Annotated in this window: 13 protein-coding genes; 10 read left to right on the top strand and 3 right to left on the bottom strand. The window is 41.4% G+C overall.

The annotated features are described in order from the left end of the window. Positions 1 to 59: 59 nt before the first annotated feature. Both C8P65_RS10920 and C8P65_RS10925 read right to left on the bottom strand, forming a co-directional pair. Positions 60 to 1595 carry a RagB/SusD family nutrient uptake outer membrane protein gene (locus C8P65_RS10920; protein WP_107782827.1) on the bottom strand — a complete coding sequence of 512 codons (1536 nt, stop codon included), beginning with the start codon at positions 1593 to 1595 and terminating at the stop codon, positions 60 to 62. A 12-nt stretch (positions 1596 to 1607) separates the two neighbouring features. Continuing rightward, positions 1608 to 4664: a SusC/RagA family TonB-linked outer membrane protein gene (locus tag C8P65_RS10925; protein WP_107782828.1), complete on the bottom strand. Its 3057-nt coding sequence runs from the start codon at positions 4662 to 4664 to the stop codon at positions 1608 to 1610. 841 nt (positions 4665 to 5505) lie between these two features. On the opposite strand from C8P65_RS10925, the gene C8P65_RS10930 reads away from it, so the two are divergent. The 10 genes from C8P65_RS10930 to purK all read left to right on the top strand — a co-directional run bounded on the left by C8P65_RS10930 (position 5506) and on the right by purK (position 21050). Further along, complete coding sequence (locus C8P65_RS10930) at positions 5506 to 7170, top strand: leucine-rich repeat protein (protein WP_107782829.1); 1665 nt, start codon at positions 5506 to 5508, stop codon at positions 7168 to 7170. Positions 7171 to 7235: 65 nt separating this feature from the next. Continuing rightward, a complete protein-coding gene (locus C8P65_RS10935) occupies positions 7236 to 7754 on the top strand; it encodes a hypothetical protein (RefSeq protein ID WP_107782830.1) in 519 nt (172 codons plus the stop codon). Between the two features lie 333 nt (positions 7755 to 8087). Further along, on the top strand, positions 8088 to 10325 hold the full coding sequence (locus C8P65_RS10945) for a GH92 family glycosyl hydrolase (protein WP_107782832.1): 2238 nt from the start codon (positions 8088 to 8090) through the stop codon (positions 10323 to 10325). A 530-nt stretch (positions 10326 to 10855) separates the two neighbouring features. Then, positions 10856 to 11779 (top strand): hypothetical protein, encoded by a 924-nt coding sequence (locus C8P65_RS10950; protein ID WP_107782833.1) that lies wholly within the window; start codon positions 10856 to 10858, stop codon positions 11777 to 11779. A 328-nt stretch (positions 11780 to 12107) separates the two neighbouring features. Beyond that, a complete protein-coding gene (locus C8P65_RS10960) occupies positions 12108 to 13331 on the top strand; it encodes a WG repeat-containing protein (protein WP_107782835.1) in 1224 nt (407 codons plus the stop codon). A gap of 7 nt (positions 13332 to 13338) precedes the next feature. Next, positions 13339 to 15498 carry a PepSY domain-containing protein gene (locus C8P65_RS10965; protein WP_107782836.1) on the top strand — a complete coding sequence of 720 codons (2160 nt, stop codon included), beginning with the start codon at positions 13339 to 13341 and terminating at the stop codon, positions 15496 to 15498. Next, complete coding sequence (locus tag C8P65_RS10970) at positions 15498 to 16136, top strand: CBS domain-containing protein (RefSeq protein WP_107782837.1); 639 nt, start codon at positions 15498 to 15500, stop codon at positions 16134 to 16136. Before C8P65_RS10965 ends, C8P65_RS10970 begins: the two co-directional genes overlap by 1 nt. 69 nt (positions 16137 to 16205) lie before the next feature. Then, a complete protein-coding gene (locus tag C8P65_RS10975; protein WP_107782838.1) occupies positions 16206 to 18797 on the top strand; it encodes a transglycosylase domain-containing protein in 2592 nt (863 codons plus the stop codon). Between the two features lie 34 nt (positions 18798 to 18831). Next, positions 18832 to 19878: an endonuclease/exonuclease/phosphatase family protein gene (locus tag C8P65_RS10980; protein WP_107782841.1), complete on the top strand. Its 1047-nt coding sequence runs from the start codon at positions 18832 to 18834 to the stop codon at positions 19876 to 19878. Positions 19879 to 19886: 8 nt separating this feature from the next. Further along, positions 19887 to 21050: a 5-(carboxyamino)imidazole ribonucleotide synthase gene (purK, locus tag C8P65_RS10985; RefSeq protein WP_107782839.1), complete on the top strand. Its 1164-nt coding sequence runs from the start codon at positions 19887 to 19889 to the stop codon at positions 21048 to 21050. A 4-nt stretch (positions 21051 to 21054) separates the two neighbouring features. Here the strand turns inward: purK and trmB are convergent, their stop codons facing one another. Beyond that, positions 21055 to 21735, bottom strand: coding sequence for a tRNA (guanosine(46)-N7)-methyltransferase TrmB (gene trmB, locus C8P65_RS10990; RefSeq protein ID WP_107782840.1), 681 nt, complete (start codon positions 21733 to 21735; stop codon positions 21055 to 21057). Between the last annotated feature and the right edge of the window lie 166 nt (positions 21736 to 21901).

The following is a 21901-nucleotide window of genomic DNA, read 5'->3' on the forward strand; positions in this document are numbered from 1 at the left end:
AAAATAAAACGGCTGTACTCTATGGAGTACAGCCGTTTTGTTTTTATATTTATTTTATACTACCAGCCTGGGTTTTGTTGCCAGTTGGCTCTGCCTTTCTCGTAAAGGATATCACTTGGAGGAAGCGGCCAAACCATCTTATAATTGGCTGCTGGAATATTCAGTTGATGATATTGGTCAGCGGGATCTGATACTATGGCATTGAGATTCTGAGGAGTACCACGTACTACCCCTAAATTCCAACGTTTGATGTCTGCCATACGGAAGCCCTCGAAAGCAAGCTCGCGGTTGCGCTCATTTTGTATCTCTGCCCAAAGGTCGGTATAGGTGACACTGCCAATGCCACGCGCTGCACGCAACCTATCCAAATAGATTTTAGCATTGGTTTGATCATTGTTTTTATAAGCGGCTTCGGCTGCTATTAAGTATATCTCGGCAATACGAAATACCTTAGGACGGTGCATATAAGTAGACGAAGTGCCCGATGTTTGTTTTAGAAGAGGATTGTCAGGGTATTTATTTACCAAATACAAATCGGTGAAAGTAACACTACCATAATTAGCAAAAAGCTTTTTGATGTAAATAGACTTACGATAATCACTATTATTATACAAATCTACGAAATCTTGGGTAGGTACCGCTCTTGGCAAATACCTTATTTCAAACCTGCGCAATCTATAGTTCCACTCTCTTTGGTAGCCTAAATAAATATCATTAGCCGATGGTAACTCTGCTGTATTACCTACATCGTATTTAGCATAAAGCTGTACAATACTCTCTGCAGTATCATCATCTTTCCATACTTTTTCTAAATCACTACTGCTGGTTACTAAGCTATAACGACTGCCAATAATAGAAGTAGCTGCCGCATAAGCCTCTGCCCATTTGCCCCTATAAAGCAATACTCGCGCTTTGAGTGCTGCCACTGCATCTTTAGTAAACTTCTCTGCCCCTAATGAGCCTGTTACATCGCTAAGACGAGTTTCTGCTTGCGCTATATCAGCTAAAATAAAATCATACGTCTGACCTACTGTACTTCTATTAGGGAAGTTGTTGATAGTAGGGCCGCTTAACAAAGGTAGTCCGTATGCTGAAGCCTCATCAGTAGGGCAATAATGGGTAAGTAGATAAGTGTAATAATAAGCACGTGCTAAATACAATTCGCCTAAATTGTGCTTTATTTGTGCCGAATCGGTGCGGTAATTCTCTTGTGGAATAGCAATGGTAGGAATACCCTCTAAACCTATATTGATGTCTTGTACCGCCTTCCAATAACGCTGCCAAATAGCTGCTGTAGCACCATTATTGACTGTGAATAATGACCAGTTTTGGAAATTGGTAATCGTTTCGTTAGTACCATCTCTTTTGGTCATATTCAAGAAATCAGCTTGCAAATCGGTAGCATACATCGCACTTCCGTATACGTTTGTACGCAAGGTATTATACATACCATTCACCCAAAACTGAGCATCTTGTACCGTTTTGAACGAGTTAGGTTGGCTCAAATCTTCATAAGGCTGTTGATCTAGGCTAAAGCAGCCTGCGAAAAACAAAGGAGCCACTACTAAAGTTACTATTTTATAAATCTTTTTCATTGTTTTGCATTTTTAAAAATTAACATCAACCCCTAAAGTAAACTGACGTGAAGGAGGATAGCCCCCTGATGATATTGGATTAGTGTATTCAGGGTCTGCCCCCTCATATTTGGTAAGCGTAAAGATATTGCGAGCTGTAGCATATAAGCGTACCCCTTCAAAGAATTTTATCTGCTTGATAACCTCTTTAGGGAGGCTGTAGCTAAGGGTAATATTCTTTAGACGCATAAACGATGCATCTTGTATCATACGCGCATCAGATGGATTTACAAATGTTGTAGTGTTTATCTTAGGGTGACGAGTATTATCACCTGGGTTTTTCCAATAATCCAAAATCTTTCTGCTTAGGTTGTGATCGCCAAACTGGTCAGGATTTTCGGTATACTTCATATCGTAATTCCATTTGTATCTTTCTAACGAAAAAGAGAATGCCATATCGAGCGAGAATGTTTTATAGCTTACATTCCAACCAAAACCACCATTGATAGGCGCTTGCATTTTCTTGCCTGTAGTCTGTCCTAATTTACTAGAATCATAACTATTTGACACCCTATTATCATCGGTTACTTGCTCCATACGATCGTCACCTGGTATATAGTACTCCATTTGTCCGGTATCAGGATTTACCCCTTTAGGGATAACCGCAGCCCACTCGAGCGCACGCCCTAACTTATAGCCTATTTCAGAAGAAGGAATCACATTAGAGGTCTTGTTACCAAAAAGGGCGGTTACTTCTTGTTTGTTATAGTTTACGTTGAAGTAAGGACGCACTGTTAGGTCTTGATTTTTACTTCTGTAAACTACTGACGAGAAAGTAAAGTCGACACCACGATTGCGCATTCCCCCTGCATTGTCATAGAATTGAACTTGCCCAGTGGTACTATTGAGGTCGCGGCTAGAAATCATATCATAGGTTTCGCGGTCGTAGTACTCGATGTTGAAAGAAGTACCTCTATCTATCACCAAGTTTAGCCCTACAGTAGTTTTGCGTTGTTCTTCCCAACGCAAGTCAGGATTCCCTAATTTACCTACGGTATAAGCTGTTTTGCTTTGGTAGAAATTGTCAGGCTTTACAGTGGTGATGTGGTTATAGCCCCCTAAAGCGTTTCCTGAAAGCCCTGTACTGAAGCGCAAATTAAGGTCTGAAAGCCATTTCACCTCTTTTAAGAAGTTCTCTTGTTTTAGCTTCCACATCGCACCTATCGCCCAGAAATTACCATAATGATTGTTCTTACCAAAGGCTGATGAACCATCGCGGCGCATTGATAAATCTACAAAATAACGGGTATTGTAAGAGTACTCTAACCTTCCGAAGTAAGAGTTGAAAGTACTTACTGACTTTTGGTCTTCTATTCTTTTATTTTTACTACCGTGACGGAGCATTGTAAGTCCTTCAGCAGGCTGACCATAAGTAACCACATCTAATTGTTTGGAGCTGTTTTCGACAGACTCTTGCCCCAATAACACATTGAAACTGTGTTTTTTAGCTTCACCTAACAAAAAGCGGTACTCTAATGTATTAGTAAGCGTTTTGCGAAGTGTGCGGTTGTTAGACACAAAAGTATAAGGGTTGGGATCGTCGTAGAACTTATAGTCTATAAACGATGGCAATTCTCTTTGTTCTGATTCGCCATAGCCGTATTGTACCCCTCCTTGTGTTTTGAATATGAGGTTTTTAATAGGCTCTATGGTAACGAACCCTGATGGCAAGAAGTCATCGTTGAAGGACTCGGTAGGGTGTGTTTCGGCATAGTAGTCGGGGTGATAGAAACCAGCTGAACGGCTGGTGATACCAGGGATATAGTTCTTGCGTCTGCCATCTTCGTAAGTAGGACTGTAAAGCGGCAAAGCTATCACCTTAGGCATATTGAGAGAAGAGCCGCCTTCGCGCTCAGTATGTCCGGCAGCGAATGAGAAACCTACTTTTAACCAATTTGTGATTTGGGTATTGATACTACCATTGACGGTATAACGGCGGTAATCGCTGCGAGGTGAAGTTGAACCCTCTTGGCTGAAGTGCCCAAATGATAGGTAATAAGAGCTATTATTAGTACCTCCAGAGATAGAGACATCGGTACGAATCAACGGCACGAAATCTCTGAAGAAAACCTTATCCCAACGGGTATTGTAAGGGTTCTCGGCTAAGATTTTATCTGCTGACTGTCTGGCAACATCCTTGCTTGAGCTGAACTTTCCGGCAGCCAAGTTTACCGCTTCGGGATTTTTTTCTATCCAGAAGTCCATATACTCGCGAGGGGTCATCATATCATCGAAGAACTTACGGCTAGCGTTAGTAAGTGCTGTGAAACCGAGTTGGTGACTGATAGTAACATTAGTACGCTCGTTATTACGACCTTTTTTGGTGGTGATGAGTATGACCCCATTGGCAGCACGTGCCCCATAGATAGAGGTTGAAGCAGCGTCTTTGAGCACCGTAATACTCTCGATGTCATTAGGGTTGAACCTGCTCATTACATTAGAGCCAACCGCTATTCCGTCCATTATATAAAGGGGTTCTTGGGTTCTTTCGCCACGTAGCGCCCCTTGGAAGTTGTTATAACCGTGGATAAGGATATCGCTATTGCTACCAGGGCGACCCGAATCGCTGGTAACGACTACCCCTGCTAAGCGGCCTTGTAGTGCATCGGATACGCTGGCTACAGGAGCAGCACTTACGTCCTTGCCCTGCACTTGCGCTACTTGCGCTACCGTACGGCTGGCGAGCTTAGGAGCCCCATAGCCTGTAACTACCATTTCTTCGAGCTCTTGTACGTCGTCTTTCATCACTACATCGAGCTTTTTGGTATTTGCCGTTACTTTCTTCTGTACGGTTTTCATTCCGAGAAACGTAAAGTCGAGCACATCGCCTACGTTGGCATTGAGGGTGTACTTACCGTCGGTGTCGGTAGTGGCTCCTCGCTGAGTGCCTTTAATCATAATAAACACACCTAAGAGAGGCGTGCCAGCTTCATCTTTCACTGTACCTGAAAGCTGCACATTTTGAGCCGATACGGAAAATATCGCCAAAAAGAAGAAGCCCCAAGTGAATAACTGTTTTAATTTCCTCATTTTGATTTTTATTATTACAAGGTGGCAAAGGTATTATTTTATTTATTAAAATGCAAGGAAGAGAAAAAAATATCTCACTAAAACATTTTTTTGTTATAAAATTATCAAGTGGGGGATTTGGCAAAAGCAGTGTTTTTTTCTGGCTTTAGGGCGATTAGTAGACGTTTATACTTCGGTGAGCGTTCGCTTATTGTTCGCTCTTGCTGTATCGTTCGTATAGTGTTTGTATAGGGCAAGTGTATTTAGAAAATTTTTCTGGGAGGGGTGGAACTGGTGGGAGGGCTGGGAAGGCTGGGAGGATTGAGAGGGCTGGGGCGAGTGTGGGACGGGTGGAGACCTATTTTCTCAAATTATATCTTATTGATTGTGAAATAGTTGAAAGATTATACACAAAATAAATGTTAAAAAATTTGTGTATTTTATGTTTTTATTGTAATTATGCACCCTAAAATATAGAAAAGATAAGAAGCGTTAGCTTTTGTTCTGTTATCTGAAAACTGGAAATTTTCATTGCGACACAGTACAAAAGGGTAATGCTCATCGCCTTTATAGGCGTGAGTGAAACCTATTTGTGTTGCAAGGTGATTCCAGTACCTCAGATGACAAAGAGTGTTACTCACGCTTTTTTATTTCTACTATTTTATACATTTACGAAAAGGCGTTAGCTTTGTTCTGTTATCTGAAAACTGGAAACTTTCGATAGCAACACAGAATAGGTTAGCCTATAGCGCAAAGGGAGTACTTGCAAAAAAGTGCTTTCCTTTGCCCTATGCGACTTCTTCTAAAGAATAGAACTTCTCCTTTTTATGTATATTGTAAACTATTTTAAATAATTATACTAATGAGAAAAATGTTTTTTATAGCAGCAGTTATGTGCGCTATGCTTACCACTGTAAGTTGTAAGAAAGAAATAGAAACTATTATTGAACGAGTAGAAGTTCAAAAAGGTAACTTAATACTTTCAGGCATTGGAGCTCCTGATGCTTCTTTAGGAAATGTGGGAGATTATTATCTAGATCTTTTCAACTCTTATCTCTATGGTGCTAAAACAGCACAAGGTTGGGGACTTCCTATCAGCTTAAAAGGTATACAAGGTGATAAGGGTGACAAAGGTGATACTGGAGCTACTGGACAGAAAGGGGACAAGGGTGACAAAGGTGATACTGGAGCTACTGGAGCCACTGGACAGAAAGGAGATAAGGGTGACAAAGGTGACACTGGAGCTACTGGAGCCACTGGACAGAAAGGAGACAAGGGTGACAAAGGGGACACTGGAGCTACTGGACAGAAAGGTGATAAGGGCGAAAAAGGCGACAAAGGTGATACTGGAGCCACTGGACAGAAAGGTGATAAGGGCGAAAAAGGCGACAAAGGTGATACTGGAGCTACTGGACAGAAAGGTGATAAGGGCGAAAAAGGCGACAAAGGTGATACTGGAGCCACTGGACAGAAAGGAGACAAGGGTGACAAAGGGGACACTGGAGCTAATGGACAGAAAGGTGATAAGGGCGAAAAAGGCGATAAAGGTGACACTGGAGCCAATGGACAGAAAGGTGATAAGGGCGAAAAAGGCGATAAAGGTGACACTGGAGCTAATGGACAGAAAGGTGATAAAGGCGATAAAGGTGATACTGGAGCTAATGGACAGAAAGGAGAACAAGGGATACCTGGACAGAACGGCTCTAAAATCTACGCTGGAAAAGGAATGCCTACCTCTAATATAGGAAATATAGGAGATTGGTATATTGACAGTGAAAATAAACGTTTTTATGGACCTAAAGGAAACGGAGGCTGGAGTAATGAATATATAGATTTGAAAAACGAATCTTATATTATGCCTCCTTCTGTTCCTTTAAAGAAAGAGGATTTTGGAACTTATCCTGGATTAAAAGGTAATAATTGGGCTCTTAGTTATGTAGATATGAATGCTTATGAGTGGCTAAAAACAGTTGGAAGTATTGAAAAAAGAGGATTTAGAGATTTTTACTATTTGAAAACTTTTATTTTTTCAGATAATGTACATACTATAAAAGATGAAGCTTTTTTTCAATGTCATGGATTGGAAAATATTATTTTCCCAAAAAATCTTCAAACTATTGGTAAAGAAGCTTTTTATAGCTGTACAAACTTAAGATCTGTTATATTACCTGATACAGTAACTGAAATAGGGCTTAATGCGTTTGCTTTTTGTGGCAATTTAAAGACTGTTAAATTGTCCGAAAATATGACTCAATTAAAAAATAATATTTTTGTAAATTGTTACTCTTTAAAAAGTATAACCATTCCTAAAAAGATAGCTCATATGGGTATTGGTAATTTTTATGGATGTTCTTCACTAAAAACTATTACATTTGAAAGAACTGATCCCCCTACATATGAAACTAATTGGCCTTTAAGAGATGTAGATAACCTAGAAACTATTTATGTTCCTAGAGAGAGTGTTGAAAAGTACAAAAATAGTTCTGGTTTTAGAATTTACAAGGATAAAATTAAAGCACTTCCGTAAAACTTAACTGTCTAACCAATGTAAGTTCATTACACTGAACTTACATTACTAAAAATAATTAACAAATGAAAGTAATTTTAATTCAAGGTGCTGAAAACACTGGTAAAACTACATTGTGCAACCAGATAGATGAGTGGTTGCAAAGAGAATTATTGAGAGAAAAAGGAATAAATCTTAGAATAGAAATGACAAAACATTTCTCTAAGAAAAATGACTTTTTTGCTGTATATGACATATACACAAATAAAGATGAAGAAAAAACTGATTCTTTTAAGGCAAGAATTTTCATTAACTCAGGTTCTGAAGAAAAATGTATTATTCCTTTTGGAAGATTTTATAAAAATGAGAATAAAGAATACTATAAAAACAATCACCAACCAGATCTTCTTATTACTGCTATTAGACCTTCAAAAACTCTATACAAAAAAACAATAAAAGCTTTAAATTTGGATAATTTAGAGGAGTTAAATTTATCATCTATAAGCTGTTCATACAAAGAAGATATTTTTAAAAAAAATCTACTAATTCAATTAGAAAAAACACCACTTGAGCTTATAAAAGAAAAAATTAGAGAACTTTTTTAAACAAAGAAGACCCCCCGTTGTGTGAAAATACAGTGGGGGTTTTCTTTTGTGCTATTCTGGCTATAAGCTTAAAGGGTGTTTGTATAGTGGGAAATTTTTCTGGGAGGGGTGAGAAGGCTGGGAGGATTGGGAGGGCTGGGGCGATTGTGGGACGGGTGGGAGTGCGAGCCAAAGCCAGCGAATGCATGGAGCTGGGTATGTGGGGGCGATTATAGGACAGGAAGGACAGGTGTCTTACTAGTAAAGGCTGGCTAAAAAAGGGGGTAGGGTTGTAACTTCAAAAAATAGTCGTATATTTGTAGCCTGATTAACCATTTTTAGTGTTGTAGACTAATGAAAAAAGTACTCTCTTTTGCCGCTATGTGGGTGGCTCTATCAATACACGCTCAGCAGCAACCAGTGGATTATATCAATCCGCTTATTGGAACCTCTAACTTCGGGGCTACTCACCCTGGGGCTATCGCACCTCGCGGTATGCTTAGCATCTCTCCGTTTAACGTGGCTTTCGATACTACTGGCGTGAAAGCTCCGCTTGAAAAAGATAGCCGTTGGCTATCCAACCCCTATGTGAATGAAAACAACTTCTTCACCGGACTTACCCACGTGAACCTCAGCGGTGTAGGTTGTCCTGAACTCGGGGTAATTATCGCTATGCCTACTACTGGTAAATTGGAGGTAAACCACCTAAAATACGGCTCGACCTACCAAAATGAGGTGGCTAAAGCTGGTTATTACAGCAACTTCCTTACTAAATATAACATCAAAACTGAAGCTACCGCCACTACAAGGGCTGGTATTACTCGCTATCACTTCCCGAAAGGTGATGCTAACCTACTTATCAACCTCGGGCTTGGACTCACCAACGAAAAAGGTGCAATGCTGAAATTCGTATCGCCTACCGAGGTGGAAGGTATGCGTATGGTAGGGACTTTCTGCTATAACAGTCCGGAGCTGGCTTATCCGGTGTATTTCGTAGCTAAAGTGAACAAAGTTGCCCCCTCATACGGGGTATGGCATACCCCTGAAAAACACCAAGGGGTGGAAGCCCAATGGATGTGGTACAACGGCGATACTCGCCTAAAAGAACAATTTGCCCGCGAGGTAGTAGGCGATAGTATAGGGGCATATTTCCGTTATAAATTCGACAAAGAAGAGGTGGTGGAACTAAAAGTGGGCATCTCGTACGTGAGCATAGCTGACGCTCGTGAAAACCTTGAGAAAGAGATAGGCAACCGCACTTTCGACGAGGTGTACACTGCTGCCCGCCAAACGTGGAACGATGCCCTACGCGCTACCGTAGAAGGGGGTACTGATGACCAAAAAACGATATTCTACACGGCTCTGTATCACGCACTTATTCACCCCAATCTTCTCAATGATGTGAATGGCGATTACCCTGAGAGCAAGACCAACAAAATAGGCAAAAACAACGAGCGTTATACGGTATTCTCGCTTTGGGATACTTATAGGAATTACCACCAATTGCTGACCCTACTCTACCCCGAACAGCAATTGCAAATGGTGCGCACGATGCTCGATATTTATAAAGAAAGCGGTTGGCTGCCTAAATGGGAACTTAATTCCACAGAAACCTTTACAATGGTAGGCGACCCTGCCAGCATAGTATTAGCGGATACTTATTTGCGCGGTCTGACTGATTTTGACATACAAACTGCCTACGAGGCGATGCTAAAAGGAGCTAATACGCTTGAAAACAACCCTATACGCCCAGGGGTGAAAGAGTATTGGCAATTAGGTTACCTAAGCGTAGATGGGGGTGTGAAAGGGCCTGTATCTACCACTCAAGAGTACAACGCTGCTGACTTTGCTATTGCGCAAATAGCTAAGAAGTTAGGCAAAAAAGCTGATTACGAGAAGTTTAATCAACAGGCTTATTCGTATAGAAAGCTATTTGACAAAGAAACTCATTTATTGCGTCCGCGCCACGCTGATGGCAAATGGTATGCGCCTTTCAACCCTGAAAGTGGGGCTAACTTTGAAGAGAACGTAGGCTACATAGAAGGTAATGCGTGGCAGTACGTGTATATGGTAACCCACGATGTAAAAGGAATGATTAAGCTAATGGGCGGTGAAAAGCCTTTTGAAAAGCAACTTGACCATATTTTTGACAGCAAGCAGTACGATATGGCGAACGAACCTGATATTGCTTATCCGTATCTCTACAACTTCCTTAAAGGCAAAGAGTGGAAGACCCAACAGAAAGTAGACCAGCTTATCAATGAGTATTTTCAAAACAAACCTGCGGGACTGCCAGGGAATGAGGATACAGGGGTGATGTCGGCTTGGCTTATCTATGGTATGGCAGGTTTTTATCCTATTACTCCTGCTGAGCCTAACTATACCTTTACCTCGCCTAAGTTTACTAAAATCACCCTTAAACGCAATCCGAAGTATTATCCTGCTGGTGATTTGGTAATAGAAAGTAACGCTTCGCCTGAGAATATTTACATTAAGAATATTTACATCGATAACAAGCCTTATAAATCGTATTTTATCAGTCACGAGGCGCTGAAGAATGCGAAGAAAATACGGTTTGAGCTGACTAATTAGTCAATTTGACGATTTGACGATTTGACGATTTGACGATTTGACGATTTGGCGATTAACATCCCCCCCTTGCACATACTCCGCTGCGCCAGCTCGCGGACTTCCTTCAAAGGGGGAGATACTTAACATCCCCCCAGCCCCCTTCGAAGGGGGAGATGTGACGGTCAATAGGATGGGGAGAGGTGACGGTTAGCAGGATGGAGAGAGATGACGATTTGTAAACTTAACATCCCCCCAGCCCCCTTCAAAGGGGGAGATGTGACGGTCAGTAGGATGGAAAGATGTGACGGTCAGCAGGACGGGAAGATGGGATGGTCAGTAGGACGAGGAGAGGTGACGATTTGACAATTAACATCCCCCCTTGCACATACTCCGCTGCGCCAGCTCGCGGACTTCCTTCAAAGGGGGAGATGTGACGGTCAGCAGGACGGGAAGATGTGACGGTCAGTAGGACGGGAAGATTTGACGGTTAGCATACACGAAAAACTTTTGGGAGAGCCTTGTACAAATTAATAAATTAGCAAATCAATAAAATGAGTATAATTACAGATTTTACTAACAGACGAATATATTTTTGGCGTGGATACTACTTTGGGAAAGAGGGTATTTGGTGTCGGGATTTTGATAAAGAAAAAGCATTTTGTGTGCTAAAAGATTCTTTATACAAGGATTATATGGTTAGGGCTATAGCTGATAACGGAAAAACCATAGCTGTTTCTCGCAGTATTGGCACTAATGAACCATTACTTATGGTTGATGTTGATAAAAAAACTATAACAAATACCATTTATAATCATACTTTTATCTATCCCTCTCTTGATAGAGAAGGTAGCAAAGTGTTTTCAGTAACTGAAAGCGATATTTATAAGAATATTTATGGGAACCCTTTTTGTGTAGATGCCGAAACGGGTAAAGTAATAGCTACTCTCGACGAAAAAACACAATGGGGTAACACTGCTTATCATCCTGCGAGTAATTCGGTGTATTTTAGTGCTTTCAGACAGCCTAATCTGTACAAATTCAACTTTGATACACTTATGTTTTCAGCCATACCTACTGATAAAAAAATACGTATATCTGATTGTAAAGTAGCTTGCGACAACAAAGGTTACTACTATTTAGGCAGTAACATCTTAGTGTATATGAACAATGAGGACGAGGAAGTTTGGTGTATCAATTTTAAAGAAAAAGAAAAACTTAGTGGCAAAACACTTTTTTCAATATGTCTTTCTGATCATCCTGATTACATAGCGGTTTATTTGTTAGATGGCAATTGGTTGTTCATCGTCAATCGCAATGATTTTTCATACAAAAAATACAAATTAGGAAGAGTAGGGTTTAGTGAGTTTTTCAACAATTCATTGCTATTTATATATAAAAATGACAACTTTAGCACACTCAATTTAGAAACATTAGAAGAGAAGCCTTTTTTACCCACCACTGGCGCAAGCCTATAACTCGTGCTAAACAAATTAGCAAATTAGGGAATTAGCAAATTTGACAATTTGGCGATTAACATACTCCGCTGCGCCAGCTCGCGGACTTCCTTCAAAGGGGGAGATGTGACGGTCAGTAGGACGGGGAGAGGTGACGATTTGGCGATTAGCATCCCCCCAGCCCCCTTCAAAGGGGGAGATGGGATGGTCAGCAGGATGGGAAGAGGTGACGGTCAGCAGGACGGGGAGATGGGATGGTCAGCAGGATGGGGAGAGGTGACGGTTAGCATACACGAAAAACTTTGGGGAGAGCCTCGAAGAAATTTTAACCTTTAACAAATTAGCAAATATGAAAATATTCAAATTAGTCTTGCTGTTGTGTGGCTTTACGGGGTTGGCACAACCTAAATACTTTATCTTTGAAGAAAAGGGTAAGTTAGGATTGGTAGATTTGCAGGGGAAAACAGTGTTAGCCCCTACTTTTAATTCTATAAAAGAAAAACAACCATACATCATTGCTTGTAAGCAAGCAAAAGGCTGTTCGGTATATAACGAAAATTTACAGCCCATTCTTAAAGGGACTTATAACTCTATAAGATTTGGGTGTGAAGGTCAGTTTATTGTTGAGAAGAATGGAAAGTATGGGGTGGTTTCTGAAAAAGGTACTATAATACTCCCCTTAAAATATTCATTTATAAACTCTAACAAAAATGGCTATACAGTAACTCTTAATGATAAAACAGGTCTTTTTAACTCTGAAGGAAAAGAAGTTATTCCTATAAGCTATCGCTGGATTTACACCGATGAGATAGATGACAATATTCCTATTGTAGCAAAATTGAATGGCAAAGAGGGATATATCAATACTAAAAATGAATGGGTGATACCTGCTACCTACAGAGATGCTTTCGCTTTTCGACAAGGTTTGGCTAAAGTAAGGGAAGTGAGAGATTACATATATATCAACCTTAAAGGAGAACCTGTTATTCAAGATTTTGATGCCAATGTGATTGAACCTTCTGACAATACTTACATAGTAGGGGTACGTAAGGAATGTAAGTATATGGTCTATGATTTGAATGGTAATTTGTTAGACACCTACAATTTTTTAAGAAACAATAGGAGTGATGATGCTATTTTCGCAGTTAAAAAAGGTGGTAAATGGGGCTATATAGATGGCTATGGCAAGGTAATAATTCCGTTAGAATATAAAGAAGTCGGTAATTTTAGCGAAGGCTTGGCTGCTGTACGCAAAGATGGTAAATGGGGGTATATCAACCTAAAAAATGAGGTAGTGATTCCGATTGAGTTTACTAATAGAGGGGTAAGCTCCTTTAAAAATGGGGTTGCTAAATACTATACTGATAGCGGTATAGGTCTTATCAATATGAAAGGAGAAATAATAGCTGAACCTAAATATAATAGTATAGAATACGTAAGAGAGAACGTTGCTATAGTACTTTTTGATGATTATTACTATCTATACGATTTTGTAAAAGAAAAGAAACTAAAACGCCTTGAAGAAATAAGAATTGAAGAAGCTCTTATGGCTGATGAACCAAGATGTAACTAATTGACAAATGGCTAGAAAACTTCATTTAATAATTGCCCTAATAGCGGGGGTATTCATATTGCTGGGAGCTCTTACAGGGGCTATCTTAGCAGGTGAATCGGTGTATAACCAAACGTTGCCTTACAAAAGTGCAGAGTTTGAAAAGGCGACTCTTGCCCAAACCATTGTCGCCCTAAAAGAGAAGAAGATAGATGCCCTCAAGCTAACAATAGACCGCAATCACTTTGTGCAAGTAGAGACATCGGAGGGTAAAAAACTATTTATACACCCGCAATCGGGCGTGGTAATGGAGGGAGATTATAAGCCTTCGAAGTTTATACAGTTCGTTAAAACCTTGCACCGCTCGCTCTATATGGGCAAAACAGGACGGGTAATAATGGGAATCACGGCGTTGTGCTTTGCAATAATAGCCTTATCGGGTATATGGCTGATTGTACGCAAACAGCAACGCTGGCGCTACTTCTTTAGAAAACTGCCCGAAGGAGAGGGTTTTCTAGCTCATTACCATTCGGCTATAGGGCGCTGGATGCTGGTATTTATCTTTGTCATTTGCCTTACGGGTGTGTATATGACGCTGGAAACCATAGGAATTGTACCTAAATTTAAACCTCAACACGAGTACGATGCCTCTACCCTATCGGAAGAACCCGCAAGAGCTTACACTGATTTTGAGGTCTTCAACGTACCCCTGTCTGAAGTGCGTTCGGTAGAGTTTCCTGCTTTTGAAGATGTTGAAGAGGTGTATAAGATAGATTTTATCAATAAAAATGTGATTGTTAATCAGTTTACAGGTGAGATTATCAGCACCTCGACCTCTCCTTTTAAAGGGTTGGCTTACTTAGTGCGCACCCTACACATAGGCAAAGGGCATTATATTTGGGCTACTCTGCTATTTATCAGCTGTTTGGCTATACTATTTTTTATCTATTCGGGTTTTGCTATCACGCTGAAAAGGCGCAAAAAGAGCGTAAATCCGTTTGCTAAAGAAGTGTGTGAATACATAGTGTTAGTAGGTACTGAGGGTGGTAGCACTCGCGAGTTTGCACGCGCTGTACACGATGACCTGCTAAGGCAAGGCAAACGCTCTTATATAGCTGATATGAACGATTTTGGCAACTATCCGCAATTAGAACAATTGCTTATTTTTGCGAGTACTTACGGCGATGGCGATGCCCCTATGACGGGGACTCGTTTTGCTGAGCTTTGGAAGAAACACCCTATAGTGCAGAGTTTTGGCTATACGGTGGTCGGGTTTGGGTCGCTTTCGTATCCTGAGTTTTGCCGATTTGCCAAAGAGGTAGATGTACTCTTAGCCAAAGAGCCACAAGCCAAGGCGATGACGCCGCTGCACACCATAAGCGACCAGTCGGTAGACGCCTTTAGGCAGTGGGCAGAAAAGTGGAGTGCTACCCAAGACCTCAACCTGCGTTTGCCGTCAGACTTCCTGACTCGTAAAAAGCGCAAACGCGCTGAATTTGCCGTAGTAGAGAGAACGCCTGTGATGGACGATGATATTTTCTTAGTACGCCTAAAACCGCTTAAGAATGTGGCTTTTGAATCGGGTGACCTATTGGGCATTACTCCTGCTGATGGTCGTGAACGTTTGTACTCTATAGCCAAGTATCGCGAAGAAATATGGCTAAGCGTTAAGCTGGTTGCGCAAGGGGTGGTATCGAACTTGCTAAACGACCTGCCTATAGGCGAAACATTGCGTGCTGTGATAGAGCCTAATCCGAATTTTCATTTTCCTAAAAAAGCACCCCAAGTGGTATGTATCGCCAATGGAGCCGGTATGGCGCCTTTCCTTGGAATGATAGAGGAGAATACCGACAAAAAGCCTCTTACCTTAGTATGGGGTTGTAGGCGTGAAGCCTCTTTAGAGTTGTATCGCCCTTATATAGACCCTTATATAGAAGAAGGAAAAATCAGTACCTACTGGCAGGCCGTTTCGCGAGAAGGAGACAAGTTTTACGTGCAGGACATCATTCACCGCGAAGGTTCGTTTTTTGCTAACTTGTTAGCCGAAGGAGGGGTAGTGATGATTTGCGGTTCGATGGCGATGCTTAAAGCCGTAAAGGAAACTTTGGAAGAGGTCTGTCATTTCCATCTGCGCAAACCCTTGAGTTACTTTGAGAACAATGGACAAATAAAAACAGATTGTTATTAATGACCACACATTCTTTATACATAGAAATAACACGCTCGGTAGAAGAGGCAAAACTTTTCTTTGAGGCGCATAGTCTTTCGTCACTCCCCGTGTGCGAAGAGGGCCTATTAGTAGGCGTGCTAAGCAAAAATACTATCGCAGAAGAGTCTGATGAGGCTCTTATCAGCGAGTACCGCTACGCTTTTGACCATTACAGCGTGTCGGTAAGCACCTCGTGGGATGCGGTAATGGAGGCTTTTGCGGCGCATCGGACAGATATGCTGCCGGTAGTAGATGAAGTACAGCACCTGATGGGCTGCTATCAGCTTCGCGACTTTGTACTGCAACTGGCTGAAACCCCTTTTATAAAAGAAACAGGGCGTGTGCTTATCTTAGAAAAAGACGCCCACAGCTATTCATTTGCCGAAATAGCCCAGATAGTGGAAAGTAACCACAGTCAGCTTTTAGGGTTATACATTTCTAACTATCACGAAGATACGGTACTGATAACCGTAAAACTGATAACCGATGCCCTCTCGGAAGTGCTACAGACTTTTAGGCGTTACGGCTATGGTATCCTCTCAGAAAAAGAAGATGACCTCTATCGCGAAGAACTGAAAAATATAGCTAACTATTTCGATAAATATATCAACTTATAATTGGCAAATTTGCTAATTAATAATTGTTTTGTACTTTTGTACTCTGAAATGGTTAAATCAAAGAAGCTAATGCACAAAAATATACCTTATAAAAAGTATGCGGTAGCGTGTCTGCTCTTTCTGGGCACAGGGCTTTCGCGTGTGCTAGAGGGATGTGTGTGGATAGGCGAAAAACTGTACCTCCTGTTGCGCTATTGCCTCAAAACCCTTTGGATAGCCGCTGTAGCCGCTATAGTACTCATACCTTTTGGTATCTACTCATTGCGCGGCACTTCGCGAAAATCTTACCTGAAATGGGGAGGCATCATTATAGGTAGCGGCTTGGGTTGCCTACTGCTACTGATACTACTCATCTACTTTGGGGCTTTTGGCAAACTGCCTACCAAACAGGAACTTAAAGAGCTTCGACAAGCCGAAGCCAGCCTTATCTACGACGATAACAACGTTTGCATAGGTAAGTTTTTTATCTTCGACCGTACGCGTATAGAATACAAAGACTTTCCCCCTTACCTTATCAACGCCCTTATAGCTACTGAAGATGAGCGTTTTTACGACCATAGCGGCATAGATACTAAGAGTCTTTTTAGGGTTTTCTTTAAAACACTCTTGCTGCAAGATGATTCTTCAGGAGGAGGTAGTACCCTAACGATGCAATTGGCTAAAAACCTCTTTGGGCGCGGGGAACGCTATGGCAAACTGACGATGCCTGTACACAAAATAAAAGAGATGATTATCGCAAGGCGCATAGAGAGCGTTTATACCAAAGAAGAAATTATCACCCTCTACCTAAACACTGTGCCTTTTAGCGATAATACCTACGGCATAGAGAGTGCCTCGTATCGCTTTTTTAACAAACCTGCTAAGGAGCTGACCCTTAACGAAGCTGCTACCCTAATAGGCACCCTAAAGGCGAATAACAACTACAACCCTCGTCTGTACCCCCAACGCAGTGAGGAGCGTCGGAATACGGTATTGGCTAAAATGAAAAAAAACGGCTATCTGACAGATGAAGACTTTGCTGCACAAACTAAAGATAACCTGAAAATAAACTACAACACTATAGTAAGTGAAGGCGTTGCCCCCTATTTGCGCGAGCAAATACGCTTACAACTGCCCGAACTGCTGAAAAATATCACAAAAGAAGACGGCACTCCTTACAACATCTACAGAGATGGACTTCGCATCTACACAACTATCGACTATACGATGCAAGAATACGCCGAAACGGCTGTAAAGAAGCACTTAGCCCGCCTACAAAAAGAATTTGAGCAGGCTTATGGCAAAAAAGCGCCTTGGAACTTAGACAGCGATTGGTTTAAGCAGGAGGTAAAACGACTACCTATCTATAAAGAACTGAAAGCTAAAAACCTAACTGAAGAGGAGATATGGAAGCAGCTGAGCGAAAAGAAAAATATGGAATTGTCGTTTTACGAAGAAGACAAGGTACAGCAGCACAGCACCCTCGATAGTCTTTCGCACTATATACGCTTGCTAAACACGGGGTTCGTAAGTGTAAACCCTCAGACAGGCGCTGTAAAGACCTATGTAGGAGGTGTTGATTTTGAGCATTTTAAATACGACCATGTACTACAAAGCAAGCGGCAGGTGGGGTCGATATTTAAGCCTATCGTCTATGCTACTGCCTTAGAAATGGGAATGCCTGTATGTTCGCACTTCTCGCCACGCGCTCTTACCTATGCTGATGAGAAGTATTGGACACCTCGCAACTCGTCAGCTACAGACGATGACCCCAGCACTTATTATTCGATAGGCAAGGCGCTGAAAGAATCGTTGAACACTATAGCTGTGCAGACTCTCTTCTACGCAGGACTGCAAAATGTTATCCAAAAAGCCTATAAGATGGGAGTGAAGACCCCTCTGCCCCAAGTACCCTCAATAGCCTTAGGTTCAGCAGAACTACCGGTTATAGAAATGGCGAAAGTATTTACTACCTTTGCTAATAAAGGAGTGCCTTCGCAACCTTATTTCATAGAAAAAATAGTAGATAAAAAAGGGAAAGTGATATGGCAGCACAAGCCTGCTAAACAAGAGGCTGCCATCAGTGAGACTACAGCCCAAAAGATGATACAGCTGATGCGTGCGACCGTAAATGAGGGTACCGCTGCCCGTATGCGTGGACAGTACGGGCTTACCAACGATTTGGCAGGTAAGACTGGTACTACCCAAGACAACAAAGACGGTTGGTTCGCCGGAATGTTGCCTAACTTGGTGATGATTAGCTGGGTGGGTAATGACCAGCAAATAGGCTTCCGCAGTACCCGTATAGGACAAGGAGCTAACTCGGCTTTGCCTATAGCTGCTCTATTTATACAACAGCTGAACCGCAATCGCCAGTTCAATTCGCTTACAAAAGCTACTTTTGAAGTGAGTGATGAGGTACGCAGTGAGGTATTAGAATGCGAGTCGGTAGTACGCGAGGGCTTTATAGACCGCCTGTTAAGTGCTCCGCCCAAAGATACTATATACGCTGGTGATGTACATTATCGCCTGTATGAGCGCAAGGGTAAGCTGCACGATATAGACAATGATGACGATGAGATTTCGATAGACGATGTGATGAACCCTAACACCCAAAGTGCTACCCAACAAAAAGAAGAACCCGAAAAGAAAAAGGGCTTTTTTAGTAGAATTTTTAGGTAATAATATAACTAATGACTGATTAATGACCAATATAATGAGAAGAAATTTAATTTTAGTATGGTGCTTGTTGGCACTAGCGTATGTAAACGCACAACCGAAGAAATTTATGGTAAGAACCGTAGCTTTTTATAACGTAGAAAACCTTTTTGATACCATCAATGACCCACATAAGTTTGATGACGACCGTACCCCTAATGGGGCTGACCGTTGGACTTCAAAAGTATATAACGACCACGTACAAAAGATAGCAAAGGTACTCTCAGAAATCGGTGCTGATGTTACTCATCACGCTCCGGATATAATAGGCGTTGCCGAGATAGAAAACGATGCGGTACTAACCGACCTTATCAATACACCTTACCTGAAAAAATATAATTATGGTATTGTGCATTACGAATCGCCTGATGCACGTGGGGTAGATGTGGCTCTTCTGTACAAACAAGGAGTTTTTAAGCCTTCATCGTCTAAAGCACACCCTCTATACCTGACCAAAGAAGACGGTAAACCCCTCTACACTCGTGACCAGCTATTAGTTAGTGGAGATTTAGATGGCGAAGAAGTACACTTTATCGTAAATCACTGGCCTTCACGCTTAGGAGGAGAGGCTAAAAGTCGCCCTATGCGCGAAAAAGCTGCCGCTCTTAATAAACAGATTATTGATTCGCTGCTAAAGATAAATCCTAATGCTAAGATAATGTCGATGGGCGACTTTAATGACGACCCTATTAACTCCGGATTTAAAAATATACTTAAAACTAAAGATAAAAAAGAAGATGTTAAGCCCGGTGAGCTCTTCAACCCTATGGAGGCAATGCTTAAGAAAGGAATGGGGACTCTCGCCTACCAAGATGGTTGGAATCTCTTTGACCAAATATATTTCACTTACGACCTACTAAAAGAAGACAAGAGCAGTTACCGCTATTGGAAAGCCGGTATTTTCAACCGTCCTTATTTGGCAAACCCTAAAGGACGCTACAAAGGATATCCTTTCCGCAGTATGGCAAACGGCAACTACACTTGGGGCTATTCAGACCACTTCCCTGTATATATATACCTGATTAGAGAGATAAAAAACAAATAACTTTAACTATGACTAACTATTTTTCATCAGACTTTACCCTCGGCATACTCGGTGGAGGACAGCTTGGCAAGATGCTCTTAACCGAAACTCGCAAATTTGATATTGCCACTAAAGTACTCGACCCCTCTGCTGAAGCGCCCTGCCGCATTGGTAGTAATACCTTTGTGCAAGGTAGCCTGACCGACTTTGATACCGTCTATCAGTTCGGCAAAGATGTGCAAGTACTCACTATAGAAATTGAGAATGTAAACGTTGATGCCCTTGAAAAGCTGCAAGCTGAAGGGGTGCAAGTATACCCTAGTCCGCAGACTATTCGGCAGATACAAAACAAGGCTGTGCAAAAGCAATTTTATGCCGCTAATGGTATTCCTACGGCTCCCTTTAGTGTATTTGAGTCTCTTACCGATTTACGTACAGCTGCTGAAGCAGGCACGCTAAAATTGCCTTTTGTATGGAAGTCTGCACGTTTTGGCTATGATGGTAATGGTGTGAAGATAGTACGCCAGCTTACCGACCTTAATGGCTTGCCTGATGGACAATGTATAGCTGAAAACTTAGTACCTTTTGCTAAAGAATTAGCGGTAATAGTAGCAAGAAGCAGTCAAGGAGAGGTATGTACTTATCCGGTGGTAGAAATGGAGTTTCACCCTGAAGCTAATCAGGTAGAATACGTTATTTGTCCCGCTCGTATAGATGATGCTGTTGCCCAGAAAGCAAGAGCCATAGCAGTGCAAGTAGCAGAGGCTTTTGAAGTAGTAGGGCTTTTGGCTGTTGAACTTTTTCAAACAGCAGACGATGAGATATTAGTAAATGAAGTGGCTCCACGCCCACACAACTCTGGTCATTACAGCATAGAGGCTGCTTATACTAATCAGTTTGAACAACACTTGCGAGCTATCTTAGGGCTTCCATTAGGAAGTACCCAAAGCAAAGTAGCTGGTGTAATGGTAAATCTTGTAGGAGCTGAAGGCGAGCAAGGAGAGGTTGTCTATGAAAATATAGCACAGATATTAGCAATGGAGGGGGTAACTCCGCATATTTATGGCAAAAAAGAAACGCGCCCCTTCCGAAAGATGGGACACGTTACAATTGTAAACCCTGAGGTCGCACAAGCTCGCGCTATAGCAGAACAAGTTAAGCGCACCATTCGGGTGATTGCTCTTAAAAAGTAGCTTGTTAATCTCGTTTTAGCTGAAATCTGATATAAGTGATAGGTTTGCCTTGCTCTAAATAAAACTGCTCGTAGAAAGTCTTGATTTCGGTAACTTCTGTAGGTACCCCATCACTATTGTAGATATTATGGTTAGCATACAGCACCTTATGTCCGGCTCCGTGTAGCAGCCCGAGAGTATAGCCGTGCATAAATTCGCTGTCAGTTTTCAGATGTATATAGCCTTCTGGTTTTAGAATATGCTGATAACGGGCTAAGAAATCAGCATTTGTTAGCCGATGTTTAGTGCGTTTGTATTTTATCTGAGGATCGGGGAAAGTAATCCATATTTCGCTCACCTCTTCAGGCGCAAAACATTGTTCTATGAGTTCTATTTGGGTGCGAAGAAAAGCTACGTTGGCTATTTGCTGATCTATAGCGGTCTTAGCTCCCCTCCAAAAGCGCGCTCCTTTGATATCAATACCTATAAAATTCTTTTCGGAGTGACGCTTAGCTAAGCCTACTGAATATTCGCCTTTACCACAGCCTAATTCTAAAACAATAGGGTTATCATTCTTAAAATACAACTCATTCCACTTCCCTTTATAAGCAAAAGTATTGGTTAAAAGCTCCTCTCGCGAAGGCTGTATAACATTAGCAAAAGTCTTGTTTTCTTCAAAACGTTTAAGTTTATTCTTACTTCCCATATATTATCTATTTTATTGGGCGCAAAGATACATAATAATTAGTAATTTATTATCTTTGCCCCATTAAACATCACGGCGTTCGCATTTAAAAATAACTTAGTATCTTTGCTGTCAAAAAGATATTATGGATAGTTGTTTTACAGAATCATTTAAAGATTTAGAAGAT

It is taken from the genome of Capnocytophaga leadbetteri, assembly GCF_003054025.1.
Lineage (GTDB): Bacteria > Bacteroidota > Bacteroidia > Flavobacteriales > Flavobacteriaceae > Capnocytophaga > Capnocytophaga leadbetteri.

What these genes read in the sequence shown, in the direction of transcription:
- C8P65_RS10930 (WP_107782829.1), top strand. Translation starts at nt 5,506, where the DNA reads ATGAGAAAAATGTTTTTTATAGCAGCAGTTATGTGCGCTATGCTTACC.
- purK (WP_107782839.1), top strand. Translation starts at nt 19,887, where the DNA reads ATGACTAACTATTTTTCATCAGACTTTACCCTCGGCATACTCGGTGGA.
- C8P65_RS10935 (WP_107782830.1), top strand. Translation starts at nt 7,236, where the DNA reads ATGAAAGTAATTTTAATTCAAGGTGCTGAAAACACTGGTAAAACTACA.
- C8P65_RS10975 (WP_107782838.1), top strand. Translation starts at nt 16,206, where the DNA reads ATGCACAAAAATATACCTTATAAAAAGTATGCGGTAGCGTGTCTGCTC.
- C8P65_RS10965 (WP_107782836.1), top strand. Translation starts at nt 13,339, where the DNA reads ATGGCTAGAAAACTTCATTTAATAATTGCCCTAATAGCGGGGGTATTC.
- C8P65_RS10945 (WP_107782832.1), top strand. Translation starts at nt 8,088, where the DNA reads ATGAAAAAAGTACTCTCTTTTGCCGCTATGTGGGTGGCTCTATCAATA.
- C8P65_RS10950 (WP_107782833.1), top strand. Translation starts at nt 10,856, where the DNA reads ATGAGTATAATTACAGATTTTACTAACAGACGAATATATTTTTGGCGT.
- C8P65_RS10920 (WP_107782827.1), bottom strand. Translation starts at nt 1,595, where the DNA reads ATGAAAAAGATTTATAAAATAGTAACTTTAGTAGTGGCTCCTTTGTTT.
- C8P65_RS10980 (WP_107782841.1), top strand. Translation starts at nt 18,832, where the DNA reads ATGAGAAGAAATTTAATTTTAGTATGGTGCTTGTTGGCACTAGCGTAT.
- C8P65_RS10960 (WP_107782835.1), top strand. Translation starts at nt 12,108, where the DNA reads ATGAAAATATTCAAATTAGTCTTGCTGTTGTGTGGCTTTACGGGGTTG.
- trmB (WP_107782840.1), bottom strand. Translation starts at nt 21,735, where the DNA reads ATGGGAAGTAAGAATAAACTTAAACGTTTTGAAGAAAACAAGACTTTT.
- C8P65_RS10925 (WP_107782828.1), bottom strand. Translation starts at nt 4,664, where the DNA reads ATGAGGAAATTAAAACAGTTATTCACTTGGGGCTTCTTCTTTTTGGCG.
- C8P65_RS10970 (WP_107782837.1), top strand. Translation starts at nt 15,498, where the DNA reads ATGACCACACATTCTTTATACATAGAAATAACACGCTCGGTAGAAGAG.